Origin of the sequence: Streptomyces sp. NPDC000983 (assembly GCF_040299205.1) — a bacterium.
Classification (GTDB): domain Bacteria; phylum Actinomycetota; class Actinomycetes; order Streptomycetales; family Streptomycetaceae; genus Streptomyces.
On record NZ_JBEPBM010000002.1, the window covers coordinates 433821 to 447761 of the forward strand.

A 13941-nucleotide genomic window follows, 5' to 3' on the forward strand; every position below is an offset into this window, starting at 1 on the left:
ATGCCCCGCGTGCTCCTCATCGAGGACGACCCCTCCGTACGCGAGGGGGTCGAACTCGGTCTGCGCCGCCGCGGCCACGAGGTACGGGCGGCCGCGACCGGCGAGGCCGGCCTGGCCGCGCTGGCCGAGTTCCGCCCCGACCTGCTGCTGCTGGACCTGATGCTGCCCGGTATGAACGGCGTCCAGGTCTGCCGCCAGGTCCGCGACCGCAGCCAGCTGCCGATCATCATGCTCACCGCGCGCGGCGACGACTTCGACGTGGTCATCGGCCTGGAGGCGGGCGCCGACGACTACATCGTCAAGCCCGCCCGCACCGAGGTCATCGAGGCCCGCATCCGCGCCGTACTGCGCCGCCTCGACGACAGCGGCCCCGGCCGCCCCTCCATCGAGGTCTACGGCGAACTCACCATCGACCGCGCCGGACTGACCGTCACCAAGGCCGGCCGCCCCCTCGCCCTCGCCCCCTCCGAACTCAAGCTCCTGCTGCACCTGTCCGCCGCCCCCGAGCAGGTCTTCAGCCGGCAGCAACTGCTGGAGCACGTCTGGGAGCACGGCTTCCACGCCGACGCCCGGCTCGTCGACGCGTGCGTCGCCCGGCTCCGCGGCAAGATCGAGGACGAGGCCGGCACCCCCCGCTACGTCCAGACCCTGCGCGGCTTCGGCTACCGCTTCGGACCGCTGTGAGCGGCCGCCCCGGCCGCCGGCTCAGGTTCAGGGCGTTCGGGCTGCGCACCCGGCTGCTGCTCGCCTTCCTGCTGGTCGCCGCCGTCGGCTCCGGCACCACCGCCGCGCTGACCTACCGCGAGGCCCGCAACGCGGTGCTGGAGACCGCCCAGGACACGGCGGTCGCCACCTTCCGCGAACTCGTCCAGCAGACCGGATTCGCCCTCCCGGTAAGGGAGGAGGGCCTGGACCTGGCCCTCCAGGACCTCGCCCGCAAGGGCAAACCGCACCCCTGGGTCGTCTTCGCCGAGTACGGCTCGCTGCGCGCCTCCTCCGGCGAGAACCCGGTCTCCACCGTCATCACCCCCGAACTGCGCCGCGCCGCCCGCGCCGACCCGCACGGCAGCTTCGAACGCGTCGTCAAGGACGGCGTCCCCTACCTGACCATCGCCATGCCCACCGTCTTCAAGACCAGCGCCGAGAGCGTGCTGCCGAGCGGACTCGTCCTGTACGCCGTCATGCCGATGACCGACGAGCAGCTCAACGTCGACGCCCTCCTCATGGCCGCCCGCGACGGCGCGCTGCCCGGCCTCGCCATCGCCCTGGTCCCCGCGCTGATCGCGGCGCGCAGCGTGCTGCGCCCGGTGCGGGAGCTGCGCGCGGCCGCCCACAGCATGGGCGGCGGCCGGCTCGACACCCGGATCCGGGTGCGCGGCCGCGACGAACTCGCCGACCTCGCCCGCACCTTCAACGAGGCGGCGGAACAGCTGGAGCGTTCGGTGACCGAACTGCGCGAGGCCGGCGAACGCGCCCGCCGCTTCGCCTCCGACGTCAGCCACGAACTGCGCACCCCGCTCGCCGGAATGCTCGCCGTCACCGAGGTCCTCGACGAGGACGCCGACCGCCTCGACGCCGATACCGCCCGGGCGGTCCGCCTGGTCAGCGCCGAGACCGGGAAGCTCGCCGTCCTGGTCGAGGACCTGATGGAGATCTCCCGCTTCGACGCCCGCGCCGCCGAGCTGAACGCCGACGAGGTCGATGTCGGCGAGGCCATCCGCCAGACCCTGCGGAGCCGGCACTGGAGCGACGACCGGGTCCGCGTCGACCTGCCCGACGGCATCCGGGCCCGCCTCGACCCGCGCCGCTTCGACCTGGTGATCGCCAACCTGGTCGGCAACGCCCTCAAGCACGGCGGCACCCCGGTCACCGTCCGGCTGCGCGCCGGGACAGCGGCCACGGGCACCCCGGTGCTGGTCACCGAGGTCGCCGACAGCGGACCCGGTATCCGCCCCGAGGTGCTCCCGCACATCTTCGACCGCTTCTACAAGGCCGACGCGGCCCGTACCCGCTCGACGGGCAGCGGCCTGGGCCTGGCGATCACCCAGGAGAACGTGCGCCTGCACGGCGGAACCGTCCACGCCGGGAACCTGACCGGGGGCGGCGCCGTCTTCACCGTCGTCATACCGCTGCGCGCGGAGGAGGCCGGGGAATGAGGCGTGCCCGCAGGCGCCGTCGCGCCGCCGTCGCCCTCGCGGTCGCGCTGGCCGTACCGCAGCTCGGCGGCTGCGGCATCCAGGAGACCGACGTCATCGCGGCGGGCGGACCCGCCAGCTTCCAGGCCTTCCTCGACCGCGAGTACGACATGCTGCTGTTCTTCCGCGCCCCCGACGGCGGACTCAGCCCGGTGATCCGGACGACCGAGCTGTCGCACGGGTTCGGCGACGAGTACGTGGTGGTCGAACCCGGCGACGACGCCACGGAGGAGCCGGGGTCGGGCGACGGGAGCGCCTCCGGCGGGAGCGCGCAGGGGGCTTCCGGTGGCGGGAGCGCGGTGAACCCGGTCGGGGTGGTGGGCCCGGAGAAGGTGATCACGGCCCTGTTCGTCGGCCCGCGGGAGGAGGACCGCGCGGCGGGCCTGGACACCGCCCTGCCCGCCCTGCGGCCCGGCGGGACCATAGAGGTCGACCGGGGTCCCGGCTACCGGGTCACCGTCCGGGTGCCCCTCGACCTGACGGACCTGGACCCCACCGCCCTGCGCCAGCTGATCTGCACCGTCGCCTACACCGAGGACGGCGACGGCCGGATCGAGGTGGAGCTGAGGGGCGACGAGGACACGACCAGCTCCGGCACCTGCGACCTCGCCCCCGGCCGGGACAGGCCCGCGGGGGCCACACCGTCCGCCACCCCCGACTGACGGCTGAGGCTGACGGCGTCCTTGCTCGGCCTGGCGCCCGCCCCCCGGATCTACCGGCGTACCGCCACCGCCACCGCCCCCGCCTTCCTGACGTGCAGCACATGCCCGTCCAGGGGCAGCGGGGACCGGTCCACCAGGGCGAGGCCGGCGTCGGCGAGGAGCTGCTCGTAGTGGGCGGCCCGCCGCTCACGCCCGCCCACGTTGCACATCATGTGCAGATCCCAGGCGGTGGCCAGCGAGGCCGAGCCGTCGGAGGGCAGCAGCCGCTCCACGACGAGCAGATCGGCGTCGTCGGGCATCGCACGGGCGCAGTGGCGCAGGATCTCCCGGCAGCGCTCGTCCTCCCAGTCGTGCAGGACACGCGAGAGGAGGTAGACGTCGCCGCCCCCGGGCACGTCCGCGAAGTCACCGGCCAGGAAGGTGCAGCGGGCGCCGTGACCGGCCCCGGCCAGCCGGCGCCGGGCGGCCTCCACGGCGTGCGGGCGCTCCAGCAGGACCCCGCGCAGCCGCGGGTGCGCGGCGAGGACGCGGCCGAGCAGCTCCCCGTTGCCGCCGGCGATGTCGACGACGGTTGCTCCGGCGGGCGCCTCGGCCGCCGCGGTGAGCGCCGGATGGGCGGGGACCGGGTCGAACATCGCGGCCCCCGCCGCCATCGACGCGTCGAAGAGTTCCGCGAGTTCGGGATCGCGGGCGAAGTGGTCGAAGTGGTGCTCCCCGAAGACGTGCTCGAAGGCGACCTCCCCGGTGCGCACGGTGTGCCCCAGCTCGCCGAACGACCGGTAGAACGGTCCGCCGTACATCAGCGCCAGCGCCCGCATCGACCCGGGGCCGCCCGACCGCAGCAGGGCGCCCCGCTCGGTGAGACGGAACCCGTCGCGGCCCTCCGTCACCGCGCCGAGCATCGCGAGATAGCGCAGCAGCTTCCCCAGGTTCCCCGGCCGCGCCCCGACCTCCCGCGCCAGTTCGGCCAGGGCGACCCCGCGCCCGGTGTCCATCGCGTCCGGCACCCGCAGCTCGGCGAAGACGGCGAGCGCCTGCGTCGTCCACGCCCCGGTCATCAGCCGCAGGAGCGTTTCCGCCGGCTGTCCGGCACGGTGTTCGGCGAGGTGGGCGGCGAGCACGTCACGGTGGTCGCCGGGCACGTACAGCTCCACCCGCCGGTAGCCGACCTTCGCCTCCACGGGCAGGCCGAAGTAGAAGACGGTGCCGTTCTCGTGCGGGTTGTAGCCGCCTCCGTCGGGCGTGGCCCCGTAGCGGGCGAGGGTCGCGCACAGGCCGCGCAGCACCAGCGGGTCGGGCGCCGTCACGTCGAAGGCGACATGCGCCTCGTGCTGCTGCTCCCGCTCGTGCGCGGCGATGCCGTCCAGGTCCGAGCCCGGCGGAACGGTGAGTGCGAACACCTCGACCGTCCGGCGGGCCCCGTCCGCGCCGGTCACCGCCGGGCGCAGGATGCCGACGTCCAGGTCCGCGGCCGGCCGCCGGTGCCGCAGCGCCAGCCGGCCGCGTACGACGACACTCGGCCGCGGCGGCTCGGAAGCGGAGAGTCCGCAGTCGGCGAGCATCGCGGCCAACTCCGCCTCGCCCGAGGGGAAGACGAGCAGCGCGGCGTGGGAGAAGCGGCAGCGCTCCACGAGAGCCCGCAGCTCCGGCCCGTCGAGCCCGGGCAGCAGGAGCGGCAGCAGCGTCGCGGTGTCCTGCTCCCTGACGAATTCGACCGTCGTACGCAGGCGGGACGTTTCGCCCGACAACGTCGTGATCATTACGGACATCCTCATTCCGGTGTTCGGGTGGTGCGAGGGTGAGAGAGAGCCTTCTGGGGCGGGAGGACAGGCGGACCGATTCCTCACACGCCGACGTAGTGCTCGGCGAACCAGTCCTGCCGACTGCGCGAGGTCCGCAGCGAGTCGAGGCGGGACCGCCACAGGGCGTGGTGGAACGGTGAGCCGCCGTCGCGGCCGGAGGGGCCGTGCAGGAGCCCGATCATCCAGTGGGAGAACTCCTGCGCCCGCCAGATGTGGGCCAGACAGCGCGCGGAGTAGGAGTCGAGCCCCGTGGGGTCGCCGTGCAGGAGGTCGGCGACCAGGGCGAGGGCGAGGAGTTCCGCCTCCAGGACGGCGAGGTTGGCGCCCTTCGCCGCGGACGGGCTGATGAGGGCGGCGGCGTCGCCCGCCAGGAACAGCGAGCCGTGGCGCAGCGGTTCGAGCACGTCGGAGGTCAGCTCGACGACGGAGCGCTGGGTGAACGGGCCGCGCTCCAGCGGCCCGTGCTCCTTCGCCCGCATCCGCAGATCCAGCTCGTCCCAGATCCGCTCCTGCGACCAGGCCCCGGCCGGAGTGCCGCGCTCGCACTGCAGGTAGTAGCGGGTGACGTCGCTGCTGCGGGCCATGTGCCCGGCGAACCCGCGCTCGTGCACCGCGTACCCGACGGCGTCCATGCTGGGCGGCGCCTGGGCGAGCAGCCCGAGCCAGGTCACTCCGTGGTCGCAGGGGTACCGGCGCACCGAACCGGCCGGCAGCGAGCGCCGGGCCGCCCCGTGCCGCCCGTCGCACCCGGCCACGTACCGGGCCCGGAACCCGCCGGGCCGTCCGTCCGCCTCGCGCACCGAGACGGAGGGCCGCCCGGTGTCGGCGTCGAGCACGGCCACCGCCTCGACCCCGAACCGCACCCGCCCGCCGCGCCCGACGAACCGCGTCAACAGATCGCCGACCAGCTCCTGTTGGGGATAGACGGTGTGCCGCTCGCCCCGCCCGAGCCGGCCGTAGTCCAGCCGGAACCCGCCGTCCGCGGTACGGAACTCGCACACGCCGTGCTCCTGCCCCCGCCGCCTCAACCCCTCGTCGAGACCGTGCCGTTGGAGGACCCGCACGGTGTGCGCGGCGAGGAACCCGGCCCGCGCCCGGGTCCGCACCTGCGCGGCCTCGGCCCGCTCGACGACGACGCAGTCCACCCCGCTGTCCAGAAGGAGATTGCCGAGCACGAGCCCGGCCGGTCCGGCGCCGAGAACGACCACATCGGCCGCCCCCCAGTTCTGCCCTTCGATCACGAACGGGATGCTAGGTGAACCAAGGCCACGTACCGGACAAAGATCACCTGAATGCCGGTCCGGGGTGGGAACGGGGGCGAATCGGCCGCCTCCACGGGCCCGTCCGTAGCGCGCGGCGGGTGTCCCGGGTGGGGAACGAGGACCAGGACGCACCGGAGAGCGGTGCGTCCTGGTCGTGGCGCGGAGTGCCGGACGCCGGCCCGGTCAGGGCCGGCGGGGGGTCACCGGCGGTAGCCGGGTTCGAGGGTCCCGGCGCGGGTCACCAGCCGTAGCCGTAGCCGGGTTCGAAGGTCACGGTGGGGGAGCCGCCGGAGAGGTCGACGGTCGCGGTGAAGGAACCCGTGGAGGTGTCCTTCTGCTTGTCCTCGGTGTCCGCGAAGGTGTCGACGGCGACCCAGCGCACCTCGAAGTCCAGCTCGCCGTAGGCGGTCACGGTGCCGTCCTCGGCCAGCTCGGTCTCCACGTCCGGCTCGGACTTCTGGGTCCAGCGGACGTCCTCGGCCTCGTCGAGCGAGGAGTAGTAGGTGTCCGGGGCCAGCGGGCAGTCCTCGGGTTCGAGGGTCGTGCTGCGCTCCGCGCACTGCGCCAGCTCGGTGAGTACGGCGGTCCGGGCGGCCTGCTCGCCCTCCTCGGTGAGTGCCGCTTCGAGGCCGTCGGCGGTCCCGGAGCCGCCGGGCTCCACGAGGACCGAGCCGCCGCCGTCGGCGGAGAGGTAACCGGAGTTCACTCCCTCGACGGTCACCAGCCCCGGAAAGACGGTGAGTTCGGCGTAGCCGTCCTCCAACGGCACCTGCACGCCGTTCACTTCGACCTCGTCGAGCAGCCCGGACGCGGTCACGTCGACGCTGCCCAGGCCGTCGGAGACCTTCCAGCTGCGCCAGAGTCCGAAGTGGTCGTCCTCGTCGGCGACCAGGAGCAGCGAGGTCTCGCGCTCCTGCCCGTCCACCGAGTAGGTGACGGTGACCGTCGCCGTCGTGTCGGACTCGTCGACCTCGCCCACGCTCACCTCGGTCAGCGCGGCGGCCTCGCGCTGGCTGTCGAGGGCGGCCTCGGTCAGCAGCGGCCCGGAGGGGGCGCGGTCGAGGAGGGCCAGGGCGTCCTCGGCCCGCCCTTCGGCGACGGCCCGGAGGTAGTCCTCGGCGGCGGCCTCCGGCCCGTAGACCTGGGAACCCACCACGGCCCAGGCGGCGGTGCCGCCACCGCCGAGCACGACGGCGGCGACCAGGCCGACACCGGTGAGCCGCGCCCACTTCGCGTCGGTGGCCAGCGGCGGACAGGCGAGCGGCTCGGTCTCCGAGTCCGTGAGCTGGCCCGGCACCGTACGGCCCTTGCGGCGCGCGGCGTCGGCCAGCAGCGCCGCCCACTGCGGGTGCACGGGCAGGCCGGGCAGCCGCAGCACCCGGGCACCCGTGGCGGGGAAGGCGCTCAGCAGCGGCCGGGTCAGGAACTGGGCCGCGAGCAGCAGCAGCGCGCCCCAGGCCAGTGCCACGAACAGGGTCCCGAACAGGCTCAGCCCGAAGGTCACGGAGCCGTGCGCGCTGCCGCTGGCACCGAAGGCCCCGGCACCGGTGTCGACGCCGCCGTCGATCTCCGCGCTCAGCCCGGACACCACGCCGAGCGGCACCCACACCACGGCCATGACGACCGCGAACCGCCACAGCGTGGGCAGCAGCCGCTCCCGGGGGTCGTGGGCCAGCGCGTGACGCACCGCCGCGAGGACCACCACCAGCGCGACGGCGAGCAGCAACAGGTAGGCGGGGCCGGGCATGCCGCCCGTGAACAGGCCCGCCTTCGCCTCCTCCAACTGACCGGCGTCATCACTGCCGAGGAAGGACTCGACGCTCGCGGCACCGGTCAGCGAACCGCCGACGGTGACGCCCATGGCCACACCGGCCAGCATGACCGCGGAGTTGACGAGCGTGAGCAGCGAAAGACCCAGCGCGGCACCGGTGCCGAGGTCACCGGTGTCGCCGAACACCGCGAAGCCCAGCGCCGTCAGGGCGGACAGGCCGAGCAGGACCGCGCTCACGGTGCCCGCGGCGACCACGGGGGAACGCCACGCGCGCAGCCGTCCGGCCGCCGTGCCCGGCAGCGCGTCCGCGGCGCGGTACCGGACGAGGGCACGACCGGCGAGGTCGGCGAGGAAGACGAAGAGCAGCGTGTACGCGAGGAGCGGCCAGAGGGAGACCCCCAAGTCGACGGAGACGGAGCCGAGTTCCTCGGTCGACATCCCGTACACGGCCGAGGAGTGCGTGGCCAGGGCCAGAACGCCCAGGGCGACGGCGTACACCAGCGCGCCGGTGGCGGACCGTCCCGCGACCCGGGCCCAGGTGTCCGCTCCGGCGCGCCGCTCGTCACGCCGGGCGAACCACCACACCGCCAGCAGCCCGGTGCAGGTGAACAGCAGCACCTGCACGGTGAGTCCGAACTCCCCCTGCCCGGCGACACCGCTCGGCGCGAACTCGCCGAAGCTGTCGGACGACGATGCCGAACTCCCCTCCAGGGTCAGGCTCAACGTCCCCCGAAGGGCGAGGCAGGCCACCCACACGGTGCTGATCAGCCAGTCGCCGACCGTGCCGGAGTCCTCCTCCAGCGCGAACTGCGCGACCAGGACGATGACGACGAACAGCAGCGCGAGCTGACTCCCCAGCGCCGAAAGCGCGCCGACGGCGGCGGCCTTCGCGGACCGGTTGTCCGGCCGCACCCGCTCGAACCAGACGGCCGCCCGGCCGGGAGCGACGGGCCCGACGGGCGCCGACGGTGGCACGGGCGGGGGCGGGGTCTGTGGCGCCGACGGGGGTGCGGGCGGTACGGGCGGCATCGGCGGCGGCGTCGCCGCGGTCGCCGTCGTCACCGTGATCGCTGCCCCGCAACTGCTGCAGAACGCGTGGCCCGCGGCTATCGGCGCGGCGCAGGACGGACAGGTGCTCATGGACTTCCCTGGAGGACTGGCGGCCCGGCGGGCCGACGGGTGAGGCGGAGCGAACCCCCGACCGCCCGGACGCACCACGAACCCGGACACCGGCTTGCACACCGACCTCCGCGCCCTGGGCACCGAACGGGGAGGAGTCCCTCACTTGTGAAGATCCCGTGGTTGTTGCGTGGGGAATTGATAGCAGCCCGAGGCGACCAGTGCAATGGCCAAACGTCGGCCATACGCCTCTGACCGGCGCAAACCCAGCACGGCGAGGTGTGCGAAACCCCGTGACCGGCTTCGCCGACTGCCCTGCACATGTCACTGACCGCCCGTCATGTGGTCGCGTAAAAGCCCTACTTGTCCACTCGGCGAGGAAACGCCCCGAGCGGTCAGCGCAGGGCCCTGTACCCCTGCCACCCGGCGGCGATCTGTACGCGCGCCCCGAACGAACCCTTGCCGTCACCGCTGTTGCGCCACAGCCGGCCGGAGGTGTCACGGGAGACGACGTCCGCCCTCCCGTCCCCGGTGATGTCACCGACACCCACCACGACGTCGTAGGAGGCACCCCAGCCGTCGGCCACCGCGACCCGCGCCTTGAAGCCGCCGCTCGCCGTGCCCGCGTACCGCCACAGCTTGTTCGACCTGTCCTGCGCCAGCAGGTCCCCGTGACCGTCACCGTTGAGGTCGCCGACGCCGACGATCTTCTTGTAGCCGGACCACTTGGAGAAGATCTTCACCCGGGTCGAGAACGCGCCGCCACCGGTGGCCCGGTACAGGTAGACGTCACCGGTGGACGCCTGGCGGGCCAGCAGCTCCGCCCGGCCGTCGCCGGTGATGTCGCCCGGTGAGGTCAGCACGTCGTACTGGTTCCAGCCCGACCCGCCCAGCGTGGTGTACGGCGTGGACGTCGTCAGCGCCTTGCCGCACCCCGGGCGGTACGCCCGCAGCACACCACTGGCGAACCGCACGAGCACGTCGTTGCAGCGGTCGCCGTCGAGGTCCCCGAACGGCACCGCCGTGATCGAGGACGGCCAGCCCGAGGCCGAGGTCTTCGTCGAGAACTTCCCGCCGCCGTCGCCCCGGTGGAAGGAGAGCGTGCCCGCCGAGGTGAGCGTGAGCAGGTCCCCGATGCCGTCCGACCCGACCTGGTCGCGTCTGACCGCGGCACCGCCGGTCAGCCTCAGCGTGCCGGAAGCCGTCGCCGACGCACCCTGCCCGTCGGCCGGGGCCGCCGTCAGCGTCCAGCCGTACGTGCCGTTCGGCACGTACGCGCCCGTCGACGTCCGGCCGTTCCAGGACGCGCGGACCGCGTCGTGCGCGGCACCGCCGGACAGCGTGCGCACGGTGGCCCCGGACGCCTTGTTCCTGAGCACCAGCGTCCATGACGCGGCCGGCTTCGACAGCCACCACGTACCGTCCCACGAGGCCGACGTCTCCCCCGCGCCGATGGCGGGTTCCGCCTTCGCCCCCAGGACCGCGAGGTCCGTGACGGGGACGCCGGCGCGCCGGACGTGGATGTCCTGGGAGGCCGGGTCCACGTAGCCGACGAGGCCGGTGTACGGGTCGAGGTCCCACTTCCCCGCCCTGGCCGCCAGGGTCCGGCTCACCGCGGAGCCGCTCGTGACGTCCGTGAGGACCAGCGCGCCGGACGTGGCGGCGCGCGTGACCAGGAAGCCGTCGCCCAGGCGCGGCTCCGGGCCCGTGGGCACGTCGATGAGCGTCTTCCGGCGGGTGTCGTACACGTACGCCTTCGACTCGCCGCCCTGGGCGGTGCTGCACCAGCCGGACCAGTGCACCCAGCGTCCCACGGCCTGGAGGTTGCCCGGAGCGCAGCCGCTGCCGGCGCCGAACACCCGGAACGACGTGATCGTGTCGCCCGAACGCACCTCCTGGGCAGTGACGACGCCGTCATCGGCCGCCGTCCACAGCGTCTCCCCCCACAGGCGGGCGGGGACCTTGCCGGCCGCGCCCGTCCGGGTCAGTACGACCTTCCCCGTGTCGAGATCCGCCACGTTCAGGCCGTCTCCCGCGGGCGAGGGGCCGTACCAGCTCGCATACCGGCCCGCGACGTCCACGACGCCCTGGTCGTCCTGGAGACCCGAGCCGATCACGGTGCCGGGAAGGGACTGACCCCGGTCCAGCACCAGGACCTCGCCGGGTATGTACCGGATGACGGCCCGGCCGTCGCCCGTACCTCTGAGGTCGGGACAGGCCCCGTGGTCCCCGACCGCGGTCCCGCACCTGCGGGTCCGTCCCCGATCCGTGCGCGTGCCCGCCGTCAGGTCCCCCGCCGTGGTCAGCGAGCGGCTGTACAGGCGCGTCATGTCGTCGCCGGACTCGTAGGTCATCAGCTCGCCGCCGCTCAGGTCGAGCGACTCGATCCCCAGGGGTACGGGGGCGAGACCCACGATCCGGCGGGCCCGGGGCAGACCGTCGGCCCCCGCCTCGACCTTGGCGATGCCGTAGTCCAGCGCGGATTCGCCGCCGGCGACGACCAGGCCGCCGTCGGGGCTCACGACGGCGGTGGGATCGGCGCGCTCGAACAGGGGCAGCTCCGCGGAGCCGTCGAAGGGCAGGGCCGAGACGCTCCAGGCTTCCGACGAACCGTCGCGCCGCGCGACGACCACCGCGTCTCCGACGACGCCGAGCACCTTGTTCTCCGAGGTGCGGGGCAGCGCGACCTCGTGAACAGGCGCGTCGTAGGCACCCTCGGCGTACACCCGCGCCCGGGACGTGCCGTACATGCCGACCAGGTAGCCGGGCCCCACGACGGTGTCCGTGTTCGCCACCAGCGGCGGCAGAATCGTGGCGGCACCGGTCTCCGTGTCCACCCAGGCGTACCGGAGGACCCTCTCCGGACCGTAGTAGTTGACGAGGATCCCGAAGGCCGAACCCCTGGTGAAGAAGGGGAACTCCACCCCGTCCGGCAACCCGGTGACGGGCGTCCGGACCGTGCCGCCGTTCTCATGACGCAGCAGGAAGAGCCCGGTCCGTTTCCCGCCCGTCGACGTACCGGTGAGCACGGTACGTCCGTACGTCTGCATGTACTCCTGGCCCGCAGGGACGGTCACCGTCTCCGTCGTGCCGGTCGCCATGTCCAGGAGCGGGACCCGCCCACCACTGCTCGGGGACGGGCGCAGGGCGACGACGTCCGAAGCGGTGCCGTACGAGCCCCCGCTGCGCGGTGCGAGTCCCGCGCCGCCTTCGACGGGCTTACGGCTGCCGTCGTAGCCGGTCCACCAGAGCCCGGCCCCCTCGGTGGTGGAGCGGTACTCCAGGAAGCCGGTCGCCCCCGCGCTCTGCAGATACGCCACGCGCGGAGTCGTTCGCATGGTGGCCGGAACGACGATCTCCGACGCACTGTCCGCGTACGCGGGCGCGACCAGCGGCGGCACGGCGGACACGGAGAGCCCCAACCCGACGACCACACCGACAAACCCACGCCCAAAGCAACGCCGCGCCACTTGCTTCCCCTCCCTGAAGGAGGGCCCCATCCCCCCGAACAAGTGGGCGGATATTAACACCGGTTGAGGAGGGTGGACCTTGCTGAGCCGACGGGGTGGTCGGCGCCGAGGATGCGTTCCCGGTCGGCCAGGACCTGCTCGCCGTGATCGGAATGCGGCGCGAGCTGTCGGTGCAGTTCGTGGTGGAGTGCCCCAGTGCCATCAGCATGGACGCTCTGTCACCGCGCGGCCGGGTCAATTACCTGGGGGTTCGAAATGGAGCGGGTGACGAGAACCGAACTCGCGCTCTCGGCTTGGGAAGCTGCGGGCATGTGCGGCCCGCTCATGAACTGAACCGGGCCGATGTCCAGGACGAGGGCTCATTGCCCTTGGTCACGTTCCCCGTCGTTGCCCGTTGGTCCCCGCTCTGTCTGGTGCGCTTGTGGTGCGGTGGACACGTCCTCGCTTGATGCCGCCGCCGGTAGCGAACCGAACTGGCGCTGCCCCGGCGCACGATCTGCGGCAGCTTCTGACCCTCCTGGTCTGTCGGTCTGCGCACACGGACGGGCTCGGCCACCGCGCCTCCGGCGGTCGGATCGGATGTCACCGCACATCCACACCGCAAGGACCGCCAACGCGGCGAACTACGCGGTCACGGCACTGGAGACGAACGAAGCCACTGGCAGCGGTCTGGAGCGGATTCGCGGACCCCTTCTGCTGTTACTCACTTTCGGGTGACGGCCCGAACCCTCGCAGGGTGGCGCGCCATGGCGGAGAGAGGCCCTGCCCCGATCCCCACAAGACCTCCCCCGGCCTGTGGGTACGTCAACGCGACCATATGGGACATAAGTGGGCGTTGCATCTGAGGGTTATGGAAATGTGGGCAGCAGGTAACAGAGGTCATGTTCTGCCCGTAGGTGCCCGGTGGTGTGGACAAGGTGTGTGTGCGGCCAGCCGGTCGCCGACGCACATCACACCGGATCCCGGAGCCCGTTCAGGCTGTCGGGGATGGTGTCTGCACCCTGAGGGGGACTCATGTCCGCTTCCGCTTCTGTCACCGCCCGCAGTCTCGTCGCCGCCGCGCTCGCCGCCGGCGCCGTGGTCTCCGTGGTCACGCTGCCGGCATCGGCCGCCGACCACCGCCCTGAGCGGTCGAGGGTGACGATCTCGGACGTCCAGTACAACTCCCCCGGCCACGACGACGGCTCCAACCGCTCCCTGAACCGGGAGTGGGTGGAGATCACCAACAACGCCCGCCGCAGCGTCAACCTCGACGGCTGGACCCTGAAGAACGAGGACGGCAAGACCTACACCTTCGAGGACTACCGCCTGGAGGGCCGTACCACGGTCCGTATCCACACCGGACGCGGCCGCGACACCGACACCGACCTGTACCAGGACAGCCGCCGCTACATCTGGGACAACCGCGACACCGCCACCCTCCGCAACGACCGCGGCCGCTACATCGACAGCGACTCCTGGGGCCACCACCGCCACGGCGGTGGCGGGCACCACCACAACGGCGGCGGCCGCCACCACTGACCCCACACCACACGCACACCCGACAACAACACGGGCGCGGGCGGGCCCCCCCCGCCCCGGGGGGCCCCCTCCGTGGAGGCGGAGGCCCACAGAGGGCAAAGGGCCGGCCGCCCCCAGGCGGAAGAGGGGGAGTGCCGCG

8 protein-coding genes are annotated in these 13941 nt (G+C 73.1%); 4 read left to right on the forward strand and 4 right to left on the reverse strand.

Annotated elements, in window-relative coordinates; translation table 11 throughout:
• The 3 genes from ABT296_RS03960 to ABT296_RS03970 are packed head-to-tail and all read left to right on the forward strand — an operon-like array spanning position 1 to position 2857.
• Complete coding sequence (locus ABT296_RS03960; RefSeq protein WP_351922867.1) at positions 1-684, forward strand: response regulator; 684 nt, start codon at positions 1-3, stop codon at positions 682-684.
• A complete protein-coding gene (locus ABT296_RS03965; RefSeq protein ID WP_351922869.1) occupies positions 681-2156 on the forward strand; it encodes an ATP-binding protein in 1476 nt (491 codons plus the stop codon). The genes ABT296_RS03960 and ABT296_RS03965 overlap by 4 nt, the downstream gene beginning before the upstream one ends.
• Positions 2153-2857 (forward strand): hypothetical protein, encoded by a 705-nt coding sequence (locus ABT296_RS03970; RefSeq protein ID WP_351922871.1) that lies wholly within the window; start codon positions 2153-2155, stop codon positions 2855-2857. Before ABT296_RS03965 ends, ABT296_RS03970 begins: the two co-directional genes overlap by 4 nt.
• A gap of 50 nt (positions 2858-2907) precedes the next feature.
• On the opposite strand, the gene ABT296_RS03975 is transcribed toward ABT296_RS03970, so the two are convergent.
• The 4 genes from ABT296_RS03975 to ABT296_RS03990 all read right to left on the reverse strand — a co-directional run bounded on the left by ABT296_RS03975 (position 2908) and on the right by ABT296_RS03990 (position 12221).
• Entirely contained in the window at positions 2908-4617 is a 1710-nt protein-coding gene (locus ABT296_RS03975) for a methyltransferase (RefSeq protein WP_351922873.1), read from the reverse strand.
• An 83-nt stretch (positions 4618-4700) separates the two neighbouring features.
• Positions 4701-5867: a 4-hydroxybenzoate 3-monooxygenase gene (locus ABT296_RS03980; protein WP_351922906.1), complete on the reverse strand. Its 1167-nt coding sequence runs from the start codon at positions 5865-5867 to the stop codon at positions 4701-4703.
• A gap of 292 nt (positions 5868-6159) precedes the next feature.
• Entirely contained in the window at positions 6160-8832 is a 2673-nt protein-coding gene (locus tag ABT296_RS03985) for a zinc ribbon domain-containing protein (RefSeq protein WP_351922875.1), read from the reverse strand.
• A 374-nt stretch (positions 8833-9206) separates the two neighbouring features.
• Positions 9207-12221 carry an FG-GAP-like repeat-containing protein gene (locus ABT296_RS03990; RefSeq protein WP_351922877.1) on the reverse strand — a complete coding sequence of 1005 codons (3015 nt, stop codon included), beginning with the start codon at positions 12219-12221 and terminating at the stop codon, positions 9207-9209.
• Between the two features lie 1074 nt (positions 12222-13295).
• Between ABT296_RS03990 and ABT296_RS03995 the strand changes: the two genes are divergently transcribed.
• Positions 13296-13802 (forward strand): lamin tail domain-containing protein, encoded by a 507-nt coding sequence (locus ABT296_RS03995; protein WP_351922879.1) that lies wholly within the window; start codon positions 13296-13298, stop codon positions 13800-13802.
• The last annotated feature ends 139 nt before the right edge of the window (positions 13803-13941 follow it).

What these genes read in the sequence shown, in the direction of transcription:
- ABT296_RS03960 (WP_351922867.1), top strand. Translation starts at nt 1, where the DNA reads ATGCCCCGCGTGCTCCTCATCGAGGACGACCCCTCCGTACGCGAGGGG.
- ABT296_RS03970 (WP_351922871.1), top strand. Translation starts at nt 2,153, where the DNA reads ATGAGGCGTGCCCGCAGGCGCCGTCGCGCCGCCGTCGCCCTCGCGGTC.
- ABT296_RS03975 (WP_351922873.1), bottom strand. Translation starts at nt 4,617, where the DNA reads ATGATCACGACGTTGTCGGGCGAAACGTCCCGCCTGCGTACGACGGTC.
- ABT296_RS03985 (WP_351922875.1), bottom strand. Translation starts at nt 8,832, where the DNA reads ATGAGCACCTGTCCGTCCTGCGCCGCGCCGATAGCCGCGGGCCACGCG.
- ABT296_RS03995 (WP_351922879.1), top strand. Translation starts at nt 13,296, where the DNA reads ATGTCCGCTTCCGCTTCTGTCACCGCCCGCAGTCTCGTCGCCGCCGCG.